22 protein-coding genes are annotated in these 24,153 nt (G+C 66.9%); 7 read left to right on the top strand and 15 right to left on the bottom strand.

Annotation, left to right across the window (positions count from 1 at the left end):
• Positions 1–266: 266 nt before the first annotated feature.
• Positions 267–737 carry a tRNA (cytidine(34)-2'-O)-methyltransferase gene (locus ACNA0R_RS02025; RefSeq protein ID WP_415824209.1) on the bottom strand — a complete coding sequence of 157 codons (471 nt, stop codon included), beginning with the start codon at positions 735–737 and terminating at the stop codon, positions 267–269.
• 25 nt (positions 738–762) lie between these two features.
• Complete coding sequence (locus ACNA0R_RS02020) at positions 763–1,497, bottom strand: ComF family protein (RefSeq protein ID WP_415824208.1); 735 nt, start codon at positions 1,495–1,497, stop codon at positions 763–765.
• A 246-nt stretch (positions 1,498–1,743) separates the two neighbouring features.
• Here ACNA0R_RS02020 and ACNA0R_RS02015 point away from each other — a divergent pair, with 246 nt between their 5' ends.
• A complete protein-coding gene (locus tag ACNA0R_RS02015; RefSeq protein ID WP_415824207.1) occupies positions 1,744–2,679 on the top strand; it encodes a methyltransferase domain-containing protein in 936 nt (311 codons plus the stop codon).
• Positions 2,680–2,693: 14 nt separating this feature from the next.
• Here ACNA0R_RS02015 and ACNA0R_RS02010 read toward each other — a convergent pair whose 3' ends face one another.
• The 8 genes from ACNA0R_RS02010 to ACNA0R_RS01975 all read right to left on the bottom strand — a co-directional run bounded on the left by ACNA0R_RS02010 (position 2,694) and on the right by ACNA0R_RS01975 (position 12,964).
• Complete coding sequence (locus tag ACNA0R_RS02010; RefSeq protein ID WP_415824206.1) at positions 2,694–3,941, bottom strand: YbdK family carboxylate-amine ligase; 1,248 nt, start codon at positions 3,939–3,941, stop codon at positions 2,694–2,696.
• Positions 3,942–4,184: 243 nt separating this feature from the next.
• Positions 4,185–5,675, bottom strand: coding sequence for a TrkH family potassium uptake protein (locus ACNA0R_RS02005; protein WP_415824205.1), 1,491 nt, complete (start codon positions 5,673–5,675; stop codon positions 4,185–4,187).
• A gap of 14 nt (positions 5,676–5,689) precedes the next feature.
• On the bottom strand, positions 5,690–7,069 hold the full coding sequence (trkA, locus tag ACNA0R_RS02000) for a Trk system potassium transporter TrkA (RefSeq protein WP_415824204.1): 1,380 nt from the start codon (positions 7,067–7,069) through the stop codon (positions 5,690–5,692).
• Positions 7,066–7,743 carry a response regulator gene (locus ACNA0R_RS01995; RefSeq protein WP_415824203.1) on the bottom strand — a complete coding sequence of 226 codons (678 nt, stop codon included), beginning with the start codon at positions 7,741–7,743 and terminating at the stop codon, positions 7,066–7,068. Before ACNA0R_RS01995 ends, trkA begins: the two co-directional genes overlap by 4 nt.
• Positions 7,744–7,755: 12 nt before the next feature.
• Positions 7,756–10,068 (bottom strand): sensor histidine kinase, encoded by a 2,313-nt coding sequence (locus ACNA0R_RS01990; RefSeq protein ID WP_415824202.1) that lies wholly within the window; start codon positions 10,066–10,068, stop codon positions 7,756–7,758.
• Positions 10,065–10,649, bottom strand: a complete 585-nt coding sequence (locus ACNA0R_RS01985; protein ID WP_415824201.1) for a DUF4390 domain-containing protein — start codon at positions 10,647–10,649, stop codon at positions 10,065–10,067. Before ACNA0R_RS01985 ends, ACNA0R_RS01990 begins: the two co-directional genes overlap by 4 nt.
• A gap of 39 nt (positions 10,650–10,688) precedes the next feature.
• Positions 10,689–12,083, bottom strand: a complete 1,395-nt coding sequence (rsmB, locus tag ACNA0R_RS01980; RefSeq protein WP_415824200.1) for a 16S rRNA (cytosine(967)-C(5))-methyltransferase RsmB — start codon at positions 12,081–12,083, stop codon at positions 10,689–10,691.
• Positions 12,084–12,157: 74 nt separating this feature from the next.
• Complete coding sequence (locus tag ACNA0R_RS01975; protein WP_415824199.1) at positions 12,158–12,964, bottom strand: MipA/OmpV family protein; 807 nt, start codon at positions 12,962–12,964, stop codon at positions 12,158–12,160.
• 129 nt (positions 12,965–13,093) lie between these two features.
• Here ACNA0R_RS01975 and ACNA0R_RS01970 point away from each other — a divergent pair, with 129 nt between their 5' ends.
• Both ACNA0R_RS01970 and ACNA0R_RS01965 read left to right on the top strand, forming a co-directional pair.
• On the top strand, positions 13,094–13,759 hold the full coding sequence (locus tag ACNA0R_RS01970; protein WP_415824198.1) for a response regulator transcription factor: 666 nt from the start codon (positions 13,094–13,096) through the stop codon (positions 13,757–13,759).
• A complete protein-coding gene (locus ACNA0R_RS01965) occupies positions 13,756–15,141 on the top strand; it encodes an ATP-binding protein (RefSeq protein WP_415824197.1) in 1,386 nt (461 codons plus the stop codon). Before ACNA0R_RS01970 ends, ACNA0R_RS01965 begins: the two co-directional genes overlap by 4 nt.
• Before the next feature lie 9 nt (positions 15,142–15,150).
• On the opposite strand, the gene ACNA0R_RS01960 is transcribed toward ACNA0R_RS01965, so the two are convergent.
• Entirely contained in the window at positions 15,151–16,077 is a 927-nt protein-coding gene (locus ACNA0R_RS01960) for a LysR substrate-binding domain-containing protein (RefSeq protein WP_415824196.1), read from the bottom strand.
• A gap of 99 nt (positions 16,078–16,176) precedes the next feature.
• Between ACNA0R_RS01960 and metC the strand changes: the two genes are divergently transcribed.
• From metC to ACNA0R_RS01945, 3 genes are all read left to right on the top strand, one after another.
• Complete coding sequence (gene metC, locus ACNA0R_RS01955; RefSeq protein ID WP_415824195.1) at positions 16,177–17,355, top strand: cystathionine beta-lyase; 1,179 nt, start codon at positions 16,177–16,179, stop codon at positions 17,353–17,355.
• 145 nt (positions 17,356–17,500) lie between these two features.
• Entirely contained in the window at positions 17,501–18,151 is a 651-nt protein-coding gene (locus ACNA0R_RS01950) for an amino acid ABC transporter permease (RefSeq protein ID WP_415824194.1), read from the top strand.
• Positions 18,148–18,915 (top strand): amino acid ABC transporter ATP-binding protein, encoded by a 768-nt coding sequence (locus tag ACNA0R_RS01945; protein WP_415824193.1) that lies wholly within the window; start codon positions 18,148–18,150, stop codon positions 18,913–18,915. The genes ACNA0R_RS01950 and ACNA0R_RS01945 overlap by 4 nt, the downstream gene beginning before the upstream one ends.
• 51 nt (positions 18,916–18,966) lie before the next feature.
• Here the strand turns inward: ACNA0R_RS01945 and ACNA0R_RS01940 are convergent, their stop codons facing one another.
• Positions 18,967–20,028, bottom strand: a complete 1,062-nt coding sequence (locus tag ACNA0R_RS01940; RefSeq protein WP_415824192.1) for a succinylglutamate desuccinylase/aspartoacylase family protein — start codon at positions 20,026–20,028, stop codon at positions 18,967–18,969.
• The gene (locus ACNA0R_RS01935) at positions 20,022–20,957 is read right to left on the bottom strand and encodes a transporter substrate-binding domain-containing protein (RefSeq protein ID WP_415824191.1); all 936 of its coding nucleotides are present in this window, start codon (positions 20,955–20,957) and stop codon (positions 20,022–20,024) included. The genes ACNA0R_RS01940 and ACNA0R_RS01935 overlap by 7 nt, the downstream gene beginning before the upstream one ends.
• Before the next feature lie 270 nt (positions 20,958–21,227).
• Here ACNA0R_RS01935 and ACNA0R_RS01930 point away from each other — a divergent pair, with 270 nt between their 5' ends.
• Entirely contained in the window at positions 21,228–22,088 is an 861-nt protein-coding gene (locus ACNA0R_RS01930; protein WP_415824190.1) for a transporter substrate-binding domain-containing protein, read from the top strand.
• A 67-nt stretch (positions 22,089–22,155) separates the two neighbouring features.
• Here the strand turns inward: ACNA0R_RS01930 and ACNA0R_RS01925 are convergent, their stop codons facing one another.
• Both ACNA0R_RS01925 and ACNA0R_RS01920 read right to left on the bottom strand, forming a co-directional pair.
• Entirely contained in the window at positions 22,156–23,211 is a 1,056-nt protein-coding gene (locus tag ACNA0R_RS01925) for a GlxA family transcriptional regulator (RefSeq protein WP_415824189.1), read from the bottom strand.
• Complete coding sequence (locus ACNA0R_RS01920; RefSeq protein ID WP_415824188.1) at positions 23,162–24,136, bottom strand: tripartite tricarboxylate transporter substrate-binding protein; 975 nt, start codon at positions 24,134–24,136, stop codon at positions 23,162–23,164. The genes ACNA0R_RS01925 and ACNA0R_RS01920 overlap by 50 nt, the downstream gene beginning before the upstream one ends.
• Between the last annotated feature and the right edge of the window lie 17 nt (positions 24,137–24,153).

Genomic DNA, 24,153 nt, shown 5'->3' with positions numbered 1-24,153 from the left:
GCGCATCGGCGTACGGCGGGAGTCATCCAGGTAACGACCTGGTCGCGTGGGCGCTGTCGACGGCGCTATCGGATCTGTTCCGGTTGTTGCCGCGGACATCTGTATCGCGATGGTCGTGTGATAGGTACACAGCGCATAGGGGCGGTTCCGCGAGGCAATGCGCGCGTTTTGGACGCACAGGCCAAATGCGACGCAAAGCCCCGCGATATTCCACGCAAGCGTTGAAGTTGTCGCCCGCCGCGGTCACGGCACAGGCGGTCGCCCGCCTAGACGCCGCCCGCGTAGCCGGCCTGCCGCCAGGCTTCGAACACGACCACCGCCACCGCGTTGGACAGGTTCAGGCTGCGCTGGCCCGGACGCATGGGCAGGCGCAAGCGCTGCTCTGGCGAGAACAGGCCCAACTGTGCCTCCGACAGGCCCGCGGTCTCGCGTCCGAAGACGAATACATCGCCGGGCTGCAGGGCCGTACCGGCAAAAGAGCGCTCCGTGCGCGTGGTCATGGCGAACACGCGATCCGGCGCGGCGCCGATGGCGGCGACGGCGGCCGGCAGGGACGCATGCAGCCGCACCGGCTGCCATTCGTGATAGTCCAGGCCGGCACGGCGCAGCCGCGCGTCGTCCAATTCGAAGCCCAAGGGCTCCACGAGATGCAGCTGGGCGCCGGTGTTGGCGCACAGGCGTATCGCGTTGCCGGTGTTGGGCGGAATTTCGGGTTCGACGAGGATGACGTGGAACATGGTTTCGGATTCGGGCGTGGCGCCGCTACGGCAGGCGATATTGTGCCAGCACGCCGCCATCATCCGCCGGCGCCCGCGCGGCGACCAGCCCGATGACGCTGGCGGCGCCGGCCGCGCGCAGCGCCAAGGCGGCCGCATGCAGGGTACTGCCCGTGGTCATGACATCGTCGACCAGCGCGATCGTGCATGGCGGGATGGCCGCCGGACAGACATAGGCATCCCGCGCGACGCGCACGCGGGCGGCGCGTGTCAGTGTGCTCTGCTTGGGACCGTCGCGGCCGCGCGCCAGCCAGTGCGGCCGCAGCGGCAGGCATGTGCGCCGCGCCAGGGCGCGCGCGAGTTCGCCCGCCGGGTTGAAGCCCCGCCGGCGCAACGAGGCGCGCGATGATGGAATGGGCACCAGGACAGTGCCGGCCGGTAGTGCGGGGGCACCGGGCGTCGACAGGCCGGGCGCGCGCAGGACCAGATCGGCCAGCGGCTCTGCCAGCGCATAGCGCAGCTCGATTTTGTAGCGGGTAATCAGCATGTCGCCGGGGGACTCGTAATCGAACCCGGGGAACACGGCCGTCAATGGCGAGGGGCGCCTGGCGCAATCGGGGCAAGCCGCCTGGGCCGAACGCAAGCGCAGGGCGCATTGGCGGCAGCGGGATTGGCCGTCGTGCATCGTGGCGATGACGTCGCCCAGGCAGGGGGAGCACGGCCCTCCGCCCGCCGCCGGGCCGCCGCACATCGGGCAGGGCGTGGCAATGCGCGAGATCATCCGACGCCGAGCCGCTCTCCACCCGCGTATGAATTCCGCCCACCGTATCGTGAACCGGCCCATGTTGGCCCCCGCATGTCAAAGCGGCGCACCGTGGGCGGCCGCGTCAGGGATGCCGGCATCCCGGGCGGCGACAAAACCCGCGCCGCCGCATGGCCCTACGCGGGCCCGGGGGCCGCGGTGCGCAATAATGAAAGGCTTATCTCATCACATCCGCGCGGAGCCACCGGCTCCGGCGCGACTGAAATGTCCGACACCCCGCCTGAGCTTCCCATCGTCAGCGCCCACGTGGCGCGCCAGTTTGCCCGCCGCGGAGATCTGGAAAACGCCCAGTTCCTGTACGGCGAAATCGGCCGGCGCATGCTCGATCGCCTGCGCTACATCCGCGCGCAACCGGCGCTGCTGCTGGATGCCGGCTGCGGCGCCGGCGCCAGCCTGCCGCTGCTGCAGGAGCGCTATCCCGACGCGGCCTACATCGGCGTGGACGTGTGCGGGCCCCTGCTGGAGATCGCGCGCCAACGCCATGCTCCCCGCCGCGGCGGGCTGCTGGGGATGGCCGCGCAGCTGGTGCGGCGCGGCGATAAAGCGGCGGCGCCGCGCTTCATCCAGGCCGACCTGGCCGACACCGGCCTGGCGCCGGAGTCGCTGGACCTGGTCTGGTCCAATCTGGCCCTGCACTGGCATCCGCGGCCCCACGCCGCCTTGGCCGAATGGCGGCGCGTGCTCAAGGTGAACGGACTGGCGATGTTTTCCTGTCTGGGTCCCGGCACCCTGCGCGAGCTGCGCCAGGCGGTCGCCGACGCCGGCCTGCGGACCGCCACGCCGTCTTTCGTCGATATGCACGACTTCGGCGACCTGCTGGTGGAAAACGGCTTCGCCGACCCGGTCATGGACCAGGAAACCCTGACACTGACCTATCAAACGGCGGACCGGCTGCTGGAAGACGTACGCGCCCTGGGCGGCAATCCGGCCGCGCATCGCAAGGCGTCCCTGGCGACCAGGGCCTGGCGCGACCGCCTGTGCAAGGCGCTGGAGGCCCAGCGCCGCCCGGACGGCACCATGGCCTTGACGATAGAAGTAGCCTACGGTCACGCCTGGCGGGCGGCGGCCCGGCATGCCGGGCCGGGCGAAACGCGTTTGTCCGTCAGCGCGATCGGCGGCCGGCGGCAGCCGGGCAGCTGAGCTGACCAGCGCGATCAGTGCAGGCGCCGCGGCGCCACGCCGGGCTCGGCGAGCGTCTGCACCCCTACCCCACCCAGGGGCTCCGAGTTGGCGCGGACGCGCCGCCGCAGCACCGATGTCGGATCCGTGCCGGTCATGCCGACCAGGCCGCTGTCGCCGCGAAAAGCGCCCGTCATGGATTCCACCACCGACGGCAGGTCGCGCAGGCGATGGAATTGGGCGCGCAGCCAGCGCGCGTCGTTGCCCGCGCGCAGCGCGTCGTCACGCAGCGAGGTCAACATATCGGTGGTCCCGAGTTCGTCGGCAACCGGCATCAGGCGGCCGAACAAGCCGCGCAGATGGTCGATGAGCCGTAGCCGCTGGCCCTCGCCCGTGACGTAGCTGCCCTGCAGGCCGAAGCGGCAGGCCTGGAAATGATTGCTGCGATAGGCCAGCCACAGGCCGCCTTCCGGCGGCGCCTCGCGCTGCAACAGCACCGCCAGCGCCTGGGCGAACGCCGCCAGCTGGCAGGCGCGCTCGACGGTCAGCGGCGTGTCGCAGACGCGGATTTCCACGGTACCGAAGTCAGGCTTGGGCCGGATGTCCCAGTACAGGTCCTTGATGCTTTCCGCCAGGCCCAGGTTGCGCAGCTGCGCCAGGTGAGCCTCGAACCGGTACCAGTCCGTGACTTCGGACGGCATATGGCCGGCCAGGGGGAAGCTATTGACCGCGTTCAGGCGGCAGCACGAAAACAGGGTATCCACGCCTTCGTAGTACGGCGAAGAGGCCGACAAGGCGATGAAATGCGGCACGTAGGCCGACAACTGGCGGGTCAGCGTGATGGCCTGGTCGCCGCTTTTGACGCCCAGGTGGATATGCTGGCCGAAGACGGTGAACTGCCGCGCCAGATAGCCGTACATTTCGGCCAGGTATTGAAAGCGCGGCGTATCGGAGATCGAGCGCTCCTGCCAGCGCATGAAGGGGTGGGCGCCGCCGCCGGCGACCGAGACGCCCACGGCGTCGGCCGCCTCGCACAGGGCCGAGCGCATTTCGCGCATTTCGGCGAGCAGCCCCATGGGGTGCTCGTGAACCGAGGAATTCAGCTCGATCATGGACCGCGTGATTTCCGGCTTGACCCGGTCGGCGATGGGATGGTCGGCCATTTGCGCCAGCAGTTCATCCGAAGCAGCAGTCAGGTCAAACGTCCGCGGATCGATCAATTGCAGTTCGAGTTCGATGCCCAGCGTGTTGGGGGCGGAAGGGACGAACGGAATCTGTTCCATTTCCTGCTCCTATGTATCTTATTTATGGTGGGGACGGCGTCAGGCGGGTCTTGAAGCCCGGCCCGGGTGGAACGGGCCTCCCGGGGGTGCCTGGGTGTGTGACGCGAAGCCGCAGTTTAGCCGCCCGTTGCGGTCATAAACGGTGAAAATCGTGACATTAATGCGCAACAACGCGTAACCTGCCGACTTCTCCCCGCGATCTCGTAAGCAAGTACTCACAAGCGAGGGTATCTCCGGATGCGATCAGCGACGCCAGAACGCCGGCGTAAAAAGTAGTAGCACCGTGAAGAGCTCCAGTCGGCCGATCAGCATGCCGAAGGTGCAAAGCCAGGTCTGAAAGTCCGTCAGGACGGAGAAGCTTCCCATTGGGCCGATCGGCCCCAGGCCCGGGCCGGTATTGTTGACGCTGGCCACCACCGCGCTGAAGGCGACCACCGGATCCAGGCCGGAAACCAGCATCAGGATCGTCAACAAGGCGATGGACATGCCGTATATCAGCATGAAGGCCAGGACGGAGGTCATCACGCGGTTGTCGACCACCCTGCCCCGCAGGCGGACCGGGCTGACGGCATGTGGGTGCAGCATGGTGACCAGTTCGGTGCGCGCCTGTTTGGCGAGCAGAATGGCGCGGATCATCTTGATGCCGCCGCCGGTCGACCCGGCGGACGTGGCCACCCCCGACAGCAGTAGCATCAATAACGTGGCGAACAAGGGCCATTGGGTGTAATCCACGTTCGCATAGCCGGTGGTGGTGATCACGGAGACGGCGTTGAACATCCCATAGCGCAAGGCCTCGCCCGGGGTTCCATAGATGCCATCGACATAGAGGAAAACCGATATCGCCAGCGCGGCGCCCAGCGTCACGGCCAGGTACGGGATGGTCTGCGGACAGCTAAGGTAAGGACGCGCGCTACGCGTCTGCCAGGCGCTGAAGTGGGTGGCGAAGTTGATGCCGGCGATCAGCATGAAGACGATCGCGACGATTTCGACGGGTAGCGAATCGAAATGCGCGAACCCGTCATCCCAGGTGGAAAACCCGCCCAATCCCATGGTGGTGGCCATATGGCACCAGGCCTCGAACCACGGCAGGCCGGCCAGCCGGTAGGCCGCCAGGCACAGCAGCGACAGGCCGAAATAGATCGCGTAAAGGGCCTTGGCCGTGCTGGCGATCCGGGGCGTGAGCTTCTCGTCCTTGATGGGGCCCGGCGTTTCGGCCCGGAATACCTGGTGTCCACCCACCCCCAGCAGCGGCAATACCGCCACGGCCAGCACCAGGATACCCATGCCGCCCAGCCAGACCAGCGTCGCGCGCCACAGGTTGATCGACGGCGGCAAGCGGTCCAGGCCGGTCAGCACGGTCGCGCCGGTGGTGGTCAGGCCGGACATCGCCTCGAAATAGGCGTCGGTAAAGGACAGCGGCGCGCCCGCGCGCTGAAAGTAGATGAGCAGCGGCATGGCCGCCAGCGCCGGCAGCACGGTCCAGACCATGGAGACCAGCAGAAAGCCGTCACGCGGGCGCAGTTCCGAGCGATGGCGGCGGGTGGCCGCCCACAGCAGGCCGCCCAAGGCCATGGAAATCAGGGCGGCGTCGACGAAGGCCGCCAGCGCCGCGTCACCGGTATAGATGGCGAGGCCCAGGGGCAGGATCATGGTCAGCGAGAACAGCGCCATGATCAGGCCCAGCAGATTGAACACGGCCGCCAGGCGGCCATCGACGATACGAAGCGCTTGCATGGGTCCCGAAGGGCTCAGAAGAAAGACGCGGACACCTGAAACAGCTTTTCCACCCGGGCCATCTGGTTGCGGCCCGGCACGAAGACGATGACATGGTCGTCCGGCTGAATGACGGTATCGGGGTCCGGCATGATGATTTCATCGCCGCGCACCAGCGCGCCGATGATCGCGCCTTTGGGCAGCCGCACCTGGCACACCTGGCGGCCGACCACCCGCGAAGTGTGCCGGTCGCCATGGGCGACGGCCTCCAGCGCTTCGATCACGCCCTGCCGCAGGCGGTGCACCGCGACCACGTCGCCACGCCGCACATGGCGCAACAGCTCGCTCATCGTGGCATGGGAAGGCGATACGGCCACGTCGATATGGCTGCCTTGCATCAACTCCCCATAGGCCTGGCGATTGATCAGCGCGATGACGCGACGCGCCCCCAGCCGCTTGGCGAGCAGCGACGACATGATGTTGTCCTCATCGTCGCTGGTCAGCGCCAGCCAGGTATCCATGTCCTCGATGTTTTCGCGTTCCAGCAAGGCTTCGTCGGTGGCGTTGCCATGCAGCACCAGAACGCTGGGCGGCAGCTTTTCCGCCAGGTATTGGCAGCGGGCGGCGCCGTGCTCGATGATGCGCACGCTGTAGTTTTCCTCGGCCAGCTCGCGCGCCAGGCGCAGCCCGATATTGCCGCCGCCGGCGATCATGATGCGGCGCGCGGTCTTTTCCGCCGCGCGCAGCTGGCGCACCGCGCGGCGCGCATGGCGCGTATCGGCGACCACCACGACCTCATCGCCCGGCTGGATGACGGTGCCGCGGCCCGCCTGCAATGGCCGGCCGTCCCGCACGATGTCGACGATGCGCGCCGACACGTCGGGCCAGACTTCCGGCAGCGCATCCAGCGGCCGATTCGCCATGGCGCTGCCGCGGCTCACGCGGGCGGTCACCACGCTGACGCGGCCACCCGCGAACTCCACCACCTGCAGCGCTTCGGGAAACTCGATCAGGCTGTGCAGGTAAGTCGTAACGCTGCGCTCGGGGCTGATCAAGGCGTCGATGCAAAAGCCATCGTCGCCCATCAGCTCGGGATGTTCGGCGACGTCCGAGGAGCGAATGCGCGCGATGCGCCGCGGAATATTGAATATCTGCCGCGCGATGCGGCAGGCGACCAGATTGACGGTATCCGAAGCGGCACAGGCGATGAAAAGATCGGCGTCTTCCGCGCCCGCCTCGCGCAGCACCGACACTTGCGCGCCGTCACCGCGCAAGCCGCGCAGGTCGCAGCGTTCCTGCAGATCCTGCAGATTGCGCGCGTCGGTGTCGATAACGGTGATGTCGTTCTGCTCGGAAACCAGGTTTTCGGCCACGCTCGTGCCTACCCGTCCCGCCCCGACGATCAGGATCTTCATGTACTGCGCTTGCGCGCCGACTCGATGCCCAGTTGCTTGAGCTTGCGGTAAAGATGGGTGCGCTCCAGCCCGGTCTTTTCGGAAACCCGGGTCATGCTATGGCTTTCGCGCACCAAGTGGTATTCGAAATAAATGCGTTCGAAGGCATCGCGCGCTTCGCGCAGGGGCTGGTCCAGCGAGATGCTGCCCAGCAAGCCGTTGGAGCCGGCCGGGGCGTCGGCCGCGGCGGACGGCAAGGCGGCGGCGTCCAGTTCGTCTTCCAGCGGCACGGGCGACAGGGCGGCCGCCACCGGCGCCGGCTGCGGCGCGCGGCCGCGCGCCAAGGCGGCCGAAATAGTTTTTAACAACCGCTGCAGCGTGATGGGCTTTTCGAGGAAGTCCAGCGCGCCGATACGGGTGGCTTCGACGGCGGTGTCTATGGTGGCGTGGCCGCTCATCATGATGACCGGCATGTCCAGCAGGCCTTGCGAGCCCCATTCCTTCAGCAGGCTGACGCCGTCGGTATCGGGCATCCAGATGTCCAGCAGGACCAGGTCGGGACGCGAACGTAGGCGAGCGGCTCGGGCCTGCGCCGCATTTTCGGCCAGTTCGACCGTGTGTCCTTCGTCGTACAAGATCTCTGACAGAAGTTCGCGGATGCCAACTTCGTCATCAACCACCAGAATTCTGGCCATAAACCCGTCCACCTATTGCGTAGCCGCATTATCCTGTTGTTGTGCGGTTGCGTCCAGAGTATCGACCTCGTCCGCCAGGCGGGTCAACAGTATCGAAATGCGAGCCCCGCCTTCGCGCCGGTTGGCCAGATCGATACGCCCGCCGTGCTCTTCCACGATCTTGCGGACGATCGCCAATCCTAACCCAGTCCCGTGCGCCTTGGTGGTCACATAGGGCTCGAAGGCCCGCTGCATGACCTGCGGAGAGAATCCCGGGCCGGTATCGGCCACGGTAAAACGCAGTGCCAGTTGCTCCGTGCCATCGCCATGGCGCGCGCGCGTCAGCTGCGTGGATACCCTCACCTTGCCGTCCTGCTGGTCGGCGATGGCATCGCGCGCATTGGCCAGCAGGTTGTGTATGACCTGCCGCAACTGCGTGGGGTCGCCTTCGATGGCCGGCAGGTCCGGGTCCAGGGCGACCTCCAGGTTGAGCGAATTGACGTGGTCGCGCATCAGGCCTTCGACCGGATCCCAGCCGTACAGGGACAGGACGTCGGACACCAGCTCATTGAAGTCGATGCGCTTCATGACGGCCGGCGGGGTGCGGGCGAATTCGCGGAAATCGTCGACCATGTGCTTGAGCGAGGCGACCTGGTTGACGATGGTGTTGGTGGAGCGTTCGAGCATGCGCCTGTCATTGGGTTCCAGGCGGTCGGCCAGCTTCATGGCCAGGCGTTCGGCCGACAGCTGGATGGGCGTCAGCGGATTCTTGATTTCGTGCGCCAGCCGGCGCGCCACTTCGCCCCAGGCGACGGCACGGTTGGCCGACATCAGTTCCGTGATGTCGTCGAACACGACCAGGTAGCCGTTGCCGCGTCCATCGACGCGCAGATGCGTGCCGCGCGCCAGCAGCGTGGCGGCTTGCTGGGAGGCAGGGTGGCCGGCGGCGGGACTGAGCTGGATTTCGAACTGCTGCTGCCAGTGCAGGCGCTCCGACCCCACGGCGGTATGCGCGGCAAAGGCCTGCCGCACGATCTGCGCGAAGGGCAGCATGCCTTCGACGGTTTCCAGGGGCCGGCCGATGACGGAGCGCAGGTCCGCCTGCAGGATGGTCTGCGCGCCCTGGTTCACCGTGGTAACGCGAAAGCTTTCGTCGAAAACCAGGACGCCGGACGACAGATTGGACAGCACGCTTTCCAGATAGACGTTGGAGCGTTCCAGCTGCTGCCGGTTGCTTTCGACCATGCGCCGCGCTTCATCCAGCTGGCGCGTCATGGCATTGAAGGAGCGCGTCAGCTGGCCGACTTCATCGCGTTCCGGGGGTTCGGGCAAGGGCCGGTAATCGCCTATACCCACGGCCTGCGTGCCGGCCGCCAGCCGCAGCAGCGGGCGCACCAGCCGCTTGGACAGCGACAGCGCGACGGCGATAGCCGTGAATACGGACACCAGCAGGGCCAGCGTCAGGGTGATGCCGTAGAGCTTGCGCAGGCCCAGGCGCGACAGCGCCAATTCCTGGTAGTCGCGGAAACCCTGCTGAACGCGGTTGGCATTGTGCGCGATCTGGTCGGGCACCGGCTGCACCAGTTGCAGCCAGCGCGGCTCGCCGCCAGCGTTGCCCAGGGAATCGAAGCGGTCGGGCGCGATGAGCGGGATGACGACCCGCAAGTGCAGGCCGCCCTGCCCCCGGTCCAGCGGATCATCGGCTTCCGCCGCGGAATAGCCGCGCGACAGGCGCAGCTGGTTCAGGACCGTGGCGGGCGGCAGCTCCGGCAGCAACTGGCCGTACTGGCTGGTGGAAAACGCGATCATGCGGCCGCCGCCGGTGAACACCAGGGCTTCCTGCACGCCGTTGGCTTCGCGCAGGCGGGTCAGCGTCAGCGCGATATTGGAATCGCTGGACCGGTTCAATTCCGTGGCCATGGAACGGGCTCGCGCATCCAGGTCCGCCAACAGCGAGTCCAGCGCGGCGCGGCCCAGGTTCAGGCCGGACTCCAGGGCGCTGTCGACCCGCACGTTGAACCAGGACTCGATGGAGCGCGACATGAACTGCACCGACAAGGTGTAGATCAAGGCGCCCGGGACCACGCCGATCAGCGTGAAGGCCAGGGCGAAACGGGCCGTCAATCGCGCGCCGAACTGGCGCCGCCGTATCTGGCGCACCAGTTTGACGGTCAGGGCGACGACCCAGGCGAACAGCGCCAGCGCCACCACGCCGTTCAGCACCAGCAGGGCGTCGTAGTAGCGGGCCAGGCGCGAGGCATTGCCGGTGGACCAGGCCAGCAGGCCCAGCAGGAGCATGCCGGCCAGCGCACCCGCGACCAGGGCGATGCGCAGGAACAGCCTCATCGCTTGTCTCCGGCGGGATCGGCGAGCGCGAAATCGAAATCCTTCCACGGCGTGGCCACCGACCAGGAACTGCTGTTCAAGGCGTTGACCTGGAACGGCCGGGCCAGCATGGACGTATCCAGGCGCAGGCGCAGGCGGCCGTCATAGCGCACGCCGGTGGCCAGATCGCTCGCGTCGGCCACGGCCCAGCCGCGTATGTGCCGCACCATGTCCATGGCGGCGTCCAGCGATTGCACCGGCAGGTTCAGTTCGCCGACGCCGGCGCGCCACTGGCGCGTCAGGGCGTTGTAGACGATGCGCCAGGTCATGTTGGTATCGGCCACCGTGGTGTCCAGCCACCACCAGCGCGAACGGGTAATGACGACGTCGGCCGTGAAGTACAGCGGGACGCCACGTTCGGCGGCCTCGCGCAGCTGGTCGTTCAGTTCGAAACGGATGTCGGCGTCGATTTCCACCTTGCCGTTGCGGATGACGGGATCGACATTGACCACCTTGGGATCGGCGGCGTGCGCGGTCCCCGCCCACGGCAGCGATAGCACGGTGGCCAGCAAAAGCACGAACAGGCGCGTGGAAATGGGCATACGTTGAATCAGCGCTGCAACCCCATTATTCTTGGCGATTCAGCTGCCCTTGGCAAACAAGGCATAGAAAAAGCCGTCATGTTGAGTCGTGTCTGTTGCATCGGACGCGACGGGCAGCAGCTGGCCGGGGGCGTCCAGGCGCCGCGCGTCGGCGTGGCGGGCGGCGAAAGCGGCCGCCTGGCGTTCGCCTTCGTCGGGGAATACGGAGCAGGTCACGTACAGCAGCCGGCCGCCCGGCGCCACGGTGCGCCACAGCGCATCGACGATGCGCGCCTGCAGCTTGACGGTGCGCGGGACATCGTCGGCGCGCCGCAGCCAGCGGATGTCCGGGTGGCGCCTGACGATGCCCGACGCGGTGCACGGCACGTCCGCCAGCACGGCGTCGAAGGGCTTGCCGTCCCACCAGGCGGCCGGATCGGCGGCGTCGGCGGCGCGCAGGGTGACACGCGGCGGCTGGGCGGACGGCAGGCCCAGGCGCCGCAGGTTGTCGCCCACGCGCTGCAGGCGGCCGGCGTCCGCGTCCAGGGCCAGCAGGTCGATATCGGCCAGCTCCAGCAGATGCGCGGTCTTGCCGCCAGGCGCGGCGCAGGCGTCAAGGACGCGCATGCCATCGGACACGCCGAGCAGCGGCGCGGCCAATTGCGCGCCGGCATCCTGGACGGACCACCAGCCTTCCTCAAAGCCCGGCAGGCGCTGCACCGGACGCGGCTGGTCCAGGACGATGCCCATGTCACCCACCGGTCGCGCCCCGATGCCGGCCGCCTGGAAGGCATCCAGCACCTGCTGCCGAGTCGCGCGGCGCCGGTTGACCCGCAAGGTGAGCGGTGCCTGCACATTGGCTGCCGCGAGTATGGCTTCCCAGTCGTCCGGATAGGCGGATCGCAGCTTGTCCACCCACCATTGGGGGTGGTTCCAGCGCGCCTCGATCTGACGCGGAAGCTGGGCCAGCAACGCGTCCTGGTCACGCAGGAAGGAGCGCAACACGCCGTTGACCAGACCTTTCAAAGGCGCGACGCGCGGCATGGCCGCCGCGGCCTGCACCGCCTGGTCGACGACGGTGTACGGGGCGTAGGCGGGCGCGGCATGCGGGCCGTCCACGGCGCCCGCGGGACGCGTCCGGGCCGCGCCGTCGCCTGGCGCGGGCGACGCAGCACTGGGCAGCAGCAAGCAAAGGCTGACCAGCAGCAACGCTTCGGCCAGCGGCTCGGGCGGCGTGCGCGGCGCCAGGATACGGCGCAGGGCGCGCGCCTCTCCCAGCCGGCGCATGGCATGGAAGGAAAGCGCCTGCGTTCCGGCGCGCAAGGGCGCCGGCACCTGGCCAATGGCGTCGGTCATGGAACGACCCGCCAGTACCGCCCGCACGACCCCGGCGCTTTCCGCAAGGAGATCGCGCAATGGCGCTGCTGTCGCGGAGGAAGACGTCGGGTCTGGCATGGGAAAGCGAAAAGGCGGGTCCGTAACCCCGTAATGGTACCTTTTCGCACGCGGCGGAGCCGGCGCCGCATTATTCAGAACCGATAGCTGACCCCTACGACCCCGTAAGCGGAAGTGCGTCGCTCCACGATGGGGCTGTCGCGGGCGTCACCCAGCAGGCTGCGCACGCCCACCGTGGTGGACAAAGTCCATTGCTGGTCCAGCGCATAGCGCCAGTTGGCGTACAGCGTGGCGGAGCGAAAGCCGGCGCCCGCCGAATAGCTGCCGAGTCCCGCCTCGCTGCGCGCGGATTCCGAGCTGCTGACGCCGAACCACGTCGACATGTCGTCATGGCTGGCCCAGGTGGTTTCCGCGCCCAGGCGCACGGCATGGCGGCCGGCCTCCCAGACGGCATAGGATCCGTTCAATTCCACGCGAGTGCCATAGCCCGAGCGCAGCGCCTGGATCGCCGTGGCCGTGAAGCGCCAGCGGCCCGGCTGCCAGCGCACGAAAGCGCCGGCGGTGGCGTGGGCGTCGATGTCGTCCAGGCCTTTCAGGTGATCGTGATCGTCCGCATCCCGGCCCAGCCGGAAGCCGGCGAAGACGCCGGCCTGCCAGTCCGGCGCCAGCCGCGTCTGTAGACCCAGCGCCGGCAGGCCGTCATTGGTGCCGATGAAGAACGCGCCGCGCTCGTAGGAAAGCTGCGGCACCGGCCTGGCGTGATAATCCTTGGAGCCCGGGTATTCGGGTACGATGCCCAGGCCCAGCCCCACGCTGTTCTCCGCCTGGACGGCGCCGGCCGCCAGCATGGCCCATACGCCCAGTCCCGCCCAGGCGGCATGCAGCCGGTACCGCGCCAACGACACGCCGCGGGAACGCGGCACCCTTGATCCGATAGTCATTATTTACCCTCACGCATGGCCGCGCGACGGGGCGGCCTTCCGGGACTGGGATTCTCGGCAAGGCGTTTTAAAAGTTTTTTAATTCCAGGCCGATAATCTGCGCGTCATTCCCGAACCGGAGACCACGCCTTGCACATACTGCTAATCGAGGACGACCCCATGCTGGGGGACGCCCTATGCGGCGGTCTGCGGGAAGCGGGCTATGTGGTCGACTGGATGACCGATGCGGCGCAGGCACGGGCCGCGGTGACCGATCACGACTACGGCGCGATCCTGCTCGATCTGCAGCTGCCGCACGGCTCCGGCCTGGGCATACTGAAAAGCGTGCGCGAACGCTACGACGCCACGCCGGTCGTGATCCTGTCGGCGCGCGACCGGCTCAGCGACCGGATCAAGGGCCTGGACGAGGGCGCGGACGACTACCTGGTCAAGCCCTTCCCCGTCGAAGAGCTGCTGGCGCGGCTGCGCGCGGTAACCCGGCGCGCCAGCCATCGCGTGGTGCCGCTGATGCGCATGGGCGACGTGCAGGTCGACCCGACGCGCCGCCACGTCATGCTGGCGGGCAAGCCGGTGAAACTCAGCATCCATGAATACCGAACGCTGGTCGCCCTGCTCGAACGCCAGGGCCATGTAGTCACCCGGGAACAGCTGGAAGACGCGGTCTACGGCCGCCATGGCACCATAGAAAGCAATACCGTCGCGGTATATGTCCACCAGTTGCGCCGCAAGCTGGGCAACGAGCTGATCGCCACGGTCCACGGCTTCGGCTACCGCATCGGCGAGGCGCAGCCATGATGGGTTGGCGCACCCTGGCCGCGCAGTACAACAGCCTGCGCATCCGGCTGCTATGCGCCATGCTGATCGGCATCGTGGCCTTTGGCGGCGCCTGGTATTCGCTGCGCGCCTGGGATTTGAAGCGGCCGGAAACGGGGTACCTGGATGAAAGGCTGCGCGACGTCGCCCGGCAGATCGTCGAATCCATCCCCCGCACGCTGTCGCCCCATGGCTCCGTCGCGGCCTACAGCCTGCCGGACAGCGACGCGGACCCGAAAGGAGACATGCTGTTCCAGGTCTGGCACATGCCTTCGGGCAAGCTTATCCTGCGCTCGCCAAGCGCGCCGGACCGCGCCTTGAAGCCCAGTTTTTCCGAGGGCTACAGCGCCACCGAATTCGACAATGAGACCTGGCGCGTGTATGCGCTGTCGGACCGTACCGGGACCATACAGGTGCAGACCGCCAAGGGCCAGGCCGGCGTGGCCGCCACCTACAAGGCATGGGTCAGGGAGGGCGCATTCGCCGCGGCCGGCATTTTCCTGCTGCTGGCGATCATCATGTGGACGGCGGTCCACTTGAGCCTGCGCGCCCTGGAGCAGGCGCGCGACGTCATCGCGCGCCGTTCGCCGTTCGACAACTCGCCCTTGCGGCAGGATCGGCTGCCCAGCGAGATCCGCCCCTTCGTGGTCGCCATCAATCAACTGCTGGCGCGGCAGGAAGCCGCGCTGGCCCGCGAGCGCCAACTGATCGCCGATGCGGCGCATGAGTTACGGACGCCGCTGGCCGCCATCCAGGCGCAGGCCCAGCGGGCGACGTCGTCGCACGATATCGACACCACGCGGGCCGAGGCCGCCAAGCTGCAGGCCGTCGCGGCGCGGGCCGCCCGTATCGTCGAACAACTGCTGGATCAGGCCCGCCTGGATTCGGACGAGGCCCTGCCCATGGAACACATCGATCTGGCCGATATCGTGGACCTGGTGGTGCGCGATTTCGAAGGCAAGGCGGCGCACAAGTCGCAGAAGATCTCCATCGCGGCGGAAAGCTGCCCCGTGCAGGGAAACATCGACGCGCTGGGCATTCTGCTGGGAAACCTGGTGGACAATGCGGTGCGCTATACGCCGGAACAGGGGCACATCACGGTGTCGTGCGGCCTGGACCACGGCGTGCCGGTGCTGTCGATCGCCGACGACGGCCCGGGCATACCCGCCCCATATCGGCGCCGCGTGTACGACCGCTTCTTCAGGGTTCCCGGCAGGCCCGAAGGCGGGACGGGCATCGGCCTGTCGCTGGTAGCGCGCATCGCGCGGCTGCACGCGGCCGAGCTCGTAGAAATACCCGCTGCACGGGGCTTTCACCTGGCCGTGCGGTTTCCCGCGCACGAGGCGGCGCCGGCGTCCGGCTGATCCGTAACGTCAGCCGGACGCGGCCCTGCTCAGCGCGTGGCGCAACGCCTTCAGGTCGGCATCCATTTGTATGCGCATCACGCGCAGCAGCGCTTTCGCGTTCTCCGATAGCGGCATGCCGGGGCGAAACACCAGCAGGCCGGTGAACCGTATGTCCAACGACAATGGACGCATGACCAGGCCGCGCTCCAGGTAGTCCAGGCCGATGATGGGATGCACCATGCCCATGCCGACACCGCGCAGCGCCAGCTCGCATACGGAATTCGAGTAGGGCGTCTCCAGGATCGCGCGGATGGCCTTGCCTTCCTTGGCCAGGGCCTGTTCCAGGCGGCGCCGGCTGGCGTCTTCCGGGTTCAGGGCGATGAAGGGATGTTCGACCAGATCGCGCGGCTGGATCGCGCGGCGCGCGGTCAGGGGATGGTCCTTGCGCATGACGATGACGCCCGGCACGCTCAGGAATTCGGAATGCTCCAGCCCCGCGACGGATAGCTCGTCGGCCATCAGGCCGAAATCGAGCTGGCCCGCCGACACCTGCTGCAGCACTTCGCGCGAGCTCATGATCTGGAACGACATATGGGCGCGGCGCGACGCCAGGTCGAAGGCGGCGATGGCGCGCGGCATGAAGCTGGTGCCCAGGGCGGGAAAGGAGGCGACGGCCAGTCGCCCCAGGCCGAAGGACTTCAGGCTGCGTATGCGGTGCTCGATGATCTCGAAGCCGGCGAAGCAGCGGTCGACTTCGACGATCAGGGCCTGGGCTTCCGGCGTGGGCACCAGCCGCCCCCGTATGCGTTCGAACAGCCGCAGCTCGGAAGCGGCCTCCAGCTTGCGTATCGATTGGCTTACCGCGGGCTGGGACACGCCCAGCAAGGCGGCCGCCTTGCTGGTGGTGCCGGCGCGCATGACCGCACGGAAGACCTCGATATCGCGCATTTCCATATATAAGCCTTGCTTATGCACCTAGTGGGATTGGCGGTTGAGTTTATAGGCGGCGCTACTAGACTGCTAGGCTCGTTTTCCCTTTCCGGCGATGCCCACATGATCCTCGCGCTTCCCAACGACGAACCTTTCGACAGTCTCTCCCCGCCCGTGTTGCGGGCCTCGACCGTCGTGTTCAACACCTTCGACGACTTCGTCAAACGCAAGCGTCGGCAACCCGACGGCTACAGCTATGGCATCACGGGCACGCCCACGGCGCGCCTGCTGGAAAGCCGGATCGCGGCCCTGGAAGGCGGGCGCCATTGCGTGATCACGCCCTCGGGCCAGTCGGCGTTGATGACCACGGTGATGGGCTTCGTGCGCGGCGGCGACCATTTGCTGGTGTCGGCGGCCTGCTACGGCGCGCTGAAGACGTTCAGCGAAAAGTGGCTGGCGCACATGGGCGTCCAGGTGGAACTCTATCGGCCCGACATCGGCGCGGATATCGATGCGCTGATCCGGCCCAACACGCGCATGATCTGCATGGAAGCGCCCGGCACCGTCAGCATGGAAATGCCCGACATCCCCGCCGTCGCGGCCGTCGCCCGGCGCCGCGGCGTGTTGACCATGATGGACAACACCTGGGCCAGCCCGCTGGGTTTCCGGCCGCTGGAACATGGCGTCGACTTCAGTATCGAGGCAGCCACCAAACTGTTCGGCGGCCACTCGGATCTGCTGATGGGGGCCATCTCGATGAACGACAACGGCCACTACGAGGTGCTGCGCGAGACCCAGAGCATACTGGGCCAGCAGGTCAGCCCGGACGACTGCTTCCTGGTCCTGCGCGGCCTGGAAACCTTGAAGGTGCGCCTGGATGCGCAAAGCGCCGCGACATTGGACATTGCACGCTGGCTGGAAAAGCAGCCGCAGGTCGACAGGTTGCTGTTTCCCGCCCTGGAAGGCGACGCCGGCCACGCGGTCTGGAAGCGCGATTTCCACGGCAGCGGCTGCCTGTTCTCCGTGATCCTGAAGCCGGCGCCGGAAGCGGCCTTCCATGGCTTTTTCGATTCGCTGCGGCGCTTTTCCATCGGCGCCAGTTGGGGCGGCGTGCATAGCCTGGCGGCCTACTATCCCGCGGCGCTGCAGGCGCAGCGCGCGTTTCCGGTCACCGACCAGCCCATCGTCCGGCTGGCTATCGGGCTGGAGGACAAGGACGCGCTGATCGCCGACCTGGCGGCCGCGCTGCAGGGCTACGCGAATCATCCGTCCAATCCGTTGGCCGGGCCGCGTGGCGCCTGAGCCGGCCGCGCGGGACGCACGCCGGCGGAACGGCGGCGCATTGAAGGCGCGCCGGCATGGCCGGCGGCATATCGGGAACACGCCGGCAAGACCGGCGGCGCATTAGAAGCACGCCGGCGGGACCGGCGGCTAAAGGGGTATATCCATGCTTGATCTTTTCCTGCGCGCCCTGCCCTTGCTGCAGAAAGCGGTGCTGGTCACATTGGGGCTGGGGCTTTCTTCCTTCATCCTGGGCAGCTTGCTGGGCATGCTCATCTGCCTTGCCCGCATTTCCAGCGTGCCACCGCTACGCTGGTTCGCCTTCGCCTACGTGTCGGTATTCCGCGGCACGCCCCTGTTGATCCAGATCCTGCTGATCTACTTCGGCTTGCCCAATATCGGCCTGGTCATCGAGCCCATACCGGCGGCGCTACTGGCCCTGACGCTGTTCTCCGCCGCCTACCTGAGCGAGAACTTCCGCTCCGGCATATCGGGCGTGGACCGCGGACAATGGGAAGCCGCATGGTCCATGGGCATGGGCTATCGCCGCACGCTGGTCCGCATCATCCTGCCGCAAGCCTTGCGCATCGCCATCCCGCCGCTGGGCAGCCGCCTGATCGCGCTGATGAAGGACACGTCGCTGGCCTCCACTATCACCGTCGTGGAGCTGACCCGCGTGGCCGACCAACTGGGCGCCAGCACCTTCCGCTATATGGACATGTTCCTGATCGTCGGCGCGATCTACTGGATCATCAATCAGATACTGACCCTGGGCCAGGCATGGCTCGAAACCACTCTGTCGAGGCGCTATCAATGACGAACCCCGATCTTCGTACGGTGCACGTGCGCGGCCTGAGCAAGCGTTTCGGCGACAACATCGTCCTGCGCGGCATCGACCTGAGCGTCGCGCAGGGAGAGGTGGTGGTCATCATGGGGCCATCCGGCTCGGGCAAGACTACCTTCATCCGATCATTGAACTTCCTGGAACTGGCGGACGAAGGCTATATCGAAATCGCCGGCACGGCCGTGGAAAACCCCGGTCCCCGGCTGCAGCGCGACGCACGCCGCAAGGCGCTGGAAATCCGCAAGAAGACCGCGATGGTCTTTCAGTCCTTCAATCTTTTCCCCCACATGACGGCGGCGGAGAACGTTATGGAAGGGCCGATGTCCGTCAAGGGCGTCGCACGCGCGGCGGCCAGGGAACAGGCGCTGGCGCTCTTGGCGCGCGTGGGCTTGCAGGACAAGGCGGACGCCTATCCGGGCAAGCTGTCCGGCGGCCAGAAGCAGCGCGTCGCCATCGCCCGCGCACTCGCCATGCAGCCGGAGGTGATCTTCTTCGATGAGCCGACGTCCGCGCTGGATCCTGAACTGCGGGATGACGTTCTGCAGGTGATGCGCGAACTGGCGGCGGAGGGCATGACCATGCTGGTCGTGACCCATGAGACCCGCTTCGCGCGCGACGTGGCGGACCGCATCGTGTTCATGGAAGGCGGGCGCGTCGTGGAAGACACGACGCCGCAGGCCTTCTTCAGCGACGCAGCCAGCGAACGCTGCCGGCAGTTCCTGCGACGCGTGGTTTGAGACCCCGGCAAGGCGAAAAAAAGAGGGCGACAATGCCGCCCTCTTTTTCGATCAGACCAGCGGCCGGCGCTCGCTGGCCAACTGGAAGATGCAGTCGCCGCGGCGGACCATGGCCAGCGCCCGCTTGCAGACGACTTCGCCGTCGCCGGGGAAATAAACCATCTGCGGCGGCCGCTGCGGCGTATCCGGGAAATGGATCAAGGCCGCGGGTTCGCCCTTGCGCACCTTGGCGCCCAGGGAAACCAGCGGCTCGTGGACACCGTTGTCGTAGGCATATACATAGTGCGCGTTGCGATTTATCGTCATCAGTCGCACCCGCGCGGGCGGCCCATCGGGCACCTGGTCGCCATGCAGCACGCCCATATAGCCCAGCAGATGCAGCAGGCCGTGCATACCCTGCTTGACCAAGGCGGGATCGACATTGCCGCCGCCACCCAGTTCGGTCAGGAAACAGATGGCGCCCTGACGGCGGGCGGCCGCGGTCACGTTCACCGGGTTGGGCTGGTACAGGAACGCCCTGGGCAAGCCGAAGGCCTTCAATAGTCCGGTGACGTGCGCGTCTTCTTCGGCGTCGCGCGGTTCCAGGCCCATCATGTTCGCGCCGTCATATTGCAGCGACGTGCCGCCGGAATGCAGGTCCACCATGTACCGCGCGCGCGCCAGCAGCACATGTTCGATGTAATGCGCGATGACCTGCGAAGGCGTGCCGGCGGGGTCGCCGGGATAGAGGCGGTTCAGGTTGCCGTCGTCGATGGGAGACGTCCGCATGCCCGCTTCCGCCGCGGGCGCATTGGCCATGGGCAGCAGGATCAACTGCCCCGTCACTCTCTCCGGTTCGATCTCGCGTATCAGGCGGGAGACGATGATCTGGCCTTCGTACTCGTCCCCATGCGTGCCCGCGCTGATGATGACCGTGGGTCCTTCCCCGTTGCGTATGGACGCGATGGGTATGGGTAGCCAGCCATAGGCCGACCGATGTACGGAATGGGGCAGGCGCAGGAATCCCACCTGCTTGCCCGCCGCGTCAAGGTCGATCTCGCATTTGATCGGGTTGGCAGCGGGCTCGGGATTTCCCATGCCCGCGGCGGCTGCTGTACTCGACTGATTCACCATGCTTTCGTTGCCTTGTTCATATTGCCCACCATATCGTAGTCCGCGCCTACATACTCGTGGCCGTAACGTTCCAGCGTCCCGTCGTTGCGCATGTCGGTCAGTGCTTTATCCATGGCCTCGCGCAAGGATGTCGCGCCCTTGGGGACGATGGCGGCGCCCAGCGAATACACCAGGGGCTCGCCGACCGGCTTGACGGGCAATTTGTTGACGGTGCGCACGCTATTGCCGTGCACGTAGGAATCGATGACAGAGTCCAGCCGACCGCTAACCAGATCGTTGTAGAGGAAACCGCCGCCTTCGTAGGTACGTATCTCCGAATCCGGCAGATTGCGCCGCGCCCAGAGCTCGTTCGACGTGCCCGCGCTGACGCCGACGCTGCGTCCTTTCAGGGTGGCGGCGTCGCGGATGTCCTGGTTCTTTTGATTGACCCAGATGCGGAAGTCCTGCACCGCATAGGGCACGGTGAAATCGACGACTTTCTCACGGTCGGGCGTCCTGGCCAGGCTGTTGACGACCACGTCGTATTTGCCGGTGCTGATGCCTTCAATGAAGTTCTTGAACTTGTCGGCCACGAATTCGACCTTGAGGATGCCGATGCGGCGGAACATCTCGCGCGCGACGGCGACGTCGTAGCCGGCGGGGGCGTTGTCCGCGCCCAGGAAGCTCCATGGCGGGCTGGTCTGCGTGTTGGCGACGCGGACGACGCCGCGCTGACGTAGCACGTTCAACGAGTCGTCCGCCGCATGCGCGGGCAGTGCCATGAGGATCGCGGGCAGCGCCATCAGCGTCGCGATGAACGCCCGGCGTCCCGCCGTGTTCCGTGTCGCGCCCGCCGCGACGTCCCGGCGGCGGTATGGCGCGATAGCGGGCTTGGCGCGACCGGACTGCTGTCCGCCCGCGGGAATGAGTACAGGTTTATGTGGATGCATGAGCAGGGCTCCCCTTGCGTTGTTCGATGCCCGACGCGGCGTGCGGACCGTGCCTTGGACGCGCCTCGGGCCGGCATACGGACGCCGCTGCCGACGTCCGCTGGCATTCTTGAATGGCCCGCCTCCATCGGCAAGCGACAGGCGCGCTTGGGTAATAAGCGCTACTTATAGGGATAGAGGCGCGCCACGTTGACCCCATCCGGCGGGATACCGGAGACTTGCCACGCCGTCGCGCGACAGCAGCGGCGCCACGACACCATGGGGAACCACATGAATATCCGCACCTCGACCTTTGCCCGCGTCCGCACGGCCCTGGTGGCCGCCTGCGCGCTGCTGGCGGGCCAGCCGGCATGGAGTGCCGGCGACCATTTGCTGGCGCGCATCCAGGCGGCCGGTGTCATCCGTATCGCCAACACCCAGAGCTCACCGCCCTGGACCTTCCTGAACGACGCCAACCAGCCGGCCGGCTACGACGTCGATATGGCATACGAGGTCGCCAGGCGCATGGGCATTCCCCAGGTGCGATTCGTCGCGGATTCCTTCAAGAACTTCGTCGAAGGCTTGAAGGCGGACAAGTACGACCTGGTGATGAACGACCTGACACCCACGGCGGAACGGGAAAAGCAGGTGGACTTTTCGTCGCCCTATGGCGTGGAGGACTTTCGCATATTCGTGCGCCAGGACAACACGGACATCCATTCGCAGGGCGACCTGGCGGGCAAGCGCATCGGCGTTACCACCGGCTCATCCAACGAGTCCTGGTCGCGCGCGCACCTGACCCGGTCGGAAATCAAGACCTACGACAACGGCGGCCTGGTCTTCGCCGATCTGGGCAACCGCCGGATCGACGCCGTGATCATCTCGCATTTCGGCGGACTGAAGTACGCCAACGTCAATAAGCTCCCCATCAAGGAAGTCGGCGAGCCCCTGACCTACCAGCTATCGGCGGCGGCCCTGATCAAGGACGAGCCGTCCCTGCGCGCCAGCGTCGACAAGGCCATTGCCGACATGATGGCGGACGGCACCATCGAGCGTATCGGCAAGAAGTGGGTGGGCGAGCAGTACGACATGGTCGGCACCATACGCCGCGCCGAACAGGAAGTGGCGGCGAACAAACAGGCCGGGAAATAGCGGGTCGGGATTGTGTTCGGCACATGGGCGGGGCAGGTGGCGCCCGAGCCGTTGCGCTGTGTCGCCGCTACGTCGCCGGCGCCCCGGCATCGCTCCTGAACGCCATGGGAGACACGCCCAGTCGCCGCTCGAAGGCCCGCGCCATCTGCCGCCGGCCCGAGAAGCCGCAACGCAGCGCGATCTTGTCCAGCGACTGATTCGTGCCCGACAGCAGTTCCCTGGCCAGATCCACCTGCGCCGCGCGGATGTACTGGTTCGGCGACAGGTTGAACACTTCCTTGAACGTGCGCGCCAGTTGCCGCGTGCCTAGGCAGACGTGTTCGGCCACTTCGTCCACCGTGACGCCATGCTCCAGCCGCGCGAGGATGAAGTCGGTGGCGCGGCGCAGGCGGTCGGTGGCGCCGCCGTAGGCAGCGAGCGCCGTGCTCTGCTGACCCTGCCCGGGCGCGCGGACGCGGAATACGACCAGCTCGCGCGCGATGGCCAGGGCCAGGTCCCTACCGAAATCTTCGTCGACCAGGCTCAGCGCCAGGTCGATGCCGGCGGCGGCGCCGGCCGCCGTGAACATCTTGCCCTGGCGGGTGATCAGCGCATCGTCATGGACGCGCACCGCCGGATAAAGATGGGCGAAGCGCTGGACATGCCCCCAATGCGTCGTCGCCGGCCTGCCGTCCAGCAAGCCGGACTCGGCCAGCACATAGGCGCCGGTGCAGACCGAGCCCATGCGCCGCACGCGCGGCTCCACCGCCAGCAGCCAATTCCTGAGCTGCAGATCGTGCTTCGCATTCATCACCCCCGGGCCGCCGGCAACGATCAGCGTGTCGAAAGCGCAGATGCCGGGGGGCGGCAGGGCCGCGCTTTGCAGGCGCAGGCCGGACGATGTCGCGATCTCGCCACCGAAAGAAGAGATGGCCGTGACACGATAGCGGTCCGGCTCGTCCGCGCGGCGCAGGTGATGGTTGGCGCGGCTGAAAACGTCGGCGGGGCCGGTGGCGTCTAGCAGCAGAACGTCGTTGAATACGACGATCCCGATTTCCCTGGTTGCGATGGCCGGCAGTGACGCGACGATGGAATCAGTCCGCGGCGAAGCCGATTTCCTGGACGACCTGCTTCCACTGGCCATATTCCCTCTTCATGGTGTCGGCCAGGGTCGCGGCATCCCCATCGCCGATTTCCAGTCCGGCCGCCAGCAGCGGCCCGCGCACTTTTTCGTTCTTCACCAGCGCCTGCACCACGCTTCGATAGCGATCCACGGTAGCCGCGCCGACATTGCGCGCCAGGAAGTAGGAAAACCATTCCTGGCTTACCAATTCCTTGTAGCCTTCTTCCGGAAAGGTCGGCACGTCCCGCAGCTGCGAGGCGCGCGACTTTCCGGTCACGGCCAGTATCTTCAGCTTGCCCGCGCGGTGATGATCCAGAATATCACTGGGGGCCAGGAAGGCGAACGGGATTTGTCCCGACAGCACGTCGGCCAGCGCCGGCGCCGAGCCGCGATAGGCGACATGCGTGAACTTGCAATCCATCGCCCGCTGCAGCAGCACCCCCGAAAAATGGAAAACGCTGCCGGAGGCCGGCGAACCGTAGAAGCCGAACTCGGGATTCTCGCGGATCAGCGCGACCGCTTCCTTCAAGGTCCGGGCAGGCACCGTGGGCGCGCAGGCGAAGGCTATCGGCGCCGTGGCCACTGTGCCGATGGGAACGAAGTCGTGGAACGGGTCGTAGGGCAGATTGCGATAGGTGTGCGGATAGATGACCATCGACGAACCGATGGTTTGCAGCAATACGCTGCCGTCCGCCGGCCCGCTTTTCGCGTAGCCCACGGCGACTTGCCCGCCCGCGCCGGAGCGGTTTTCCACCACGACATTGGCCTGGAGCGTGGCCGCCAGGACCGGCGCCACCACCCTGGCGATCCTGTCGCCGGTGGCGCCGGGCGGGAATCCCACCAGCAGACGCACCACGCCCGGATGGGCGTCGGCGGACATGGAAAGCGCCGGGCGCAACAACGCCACGCCGCCCAGCATCTGCAGGACATTGCGTCTGCTTTTCATGGTCGACCTTTACTTTA

It is taken from the genome of Bordetella sputigena, assembly GCF_965137885.1.
Classification (GTDB): Bacteria; Pseudomonadota; Gammaproteobacteria; order Burkholderiales; family Burkholderiaceae_B; genus Bordetella_C; species Bordetella_C sputigena.
Note: the sequence above shows the minus strand (reverse complement) of the source record. Positions and strands in the feature narration are given on the sequence as shown.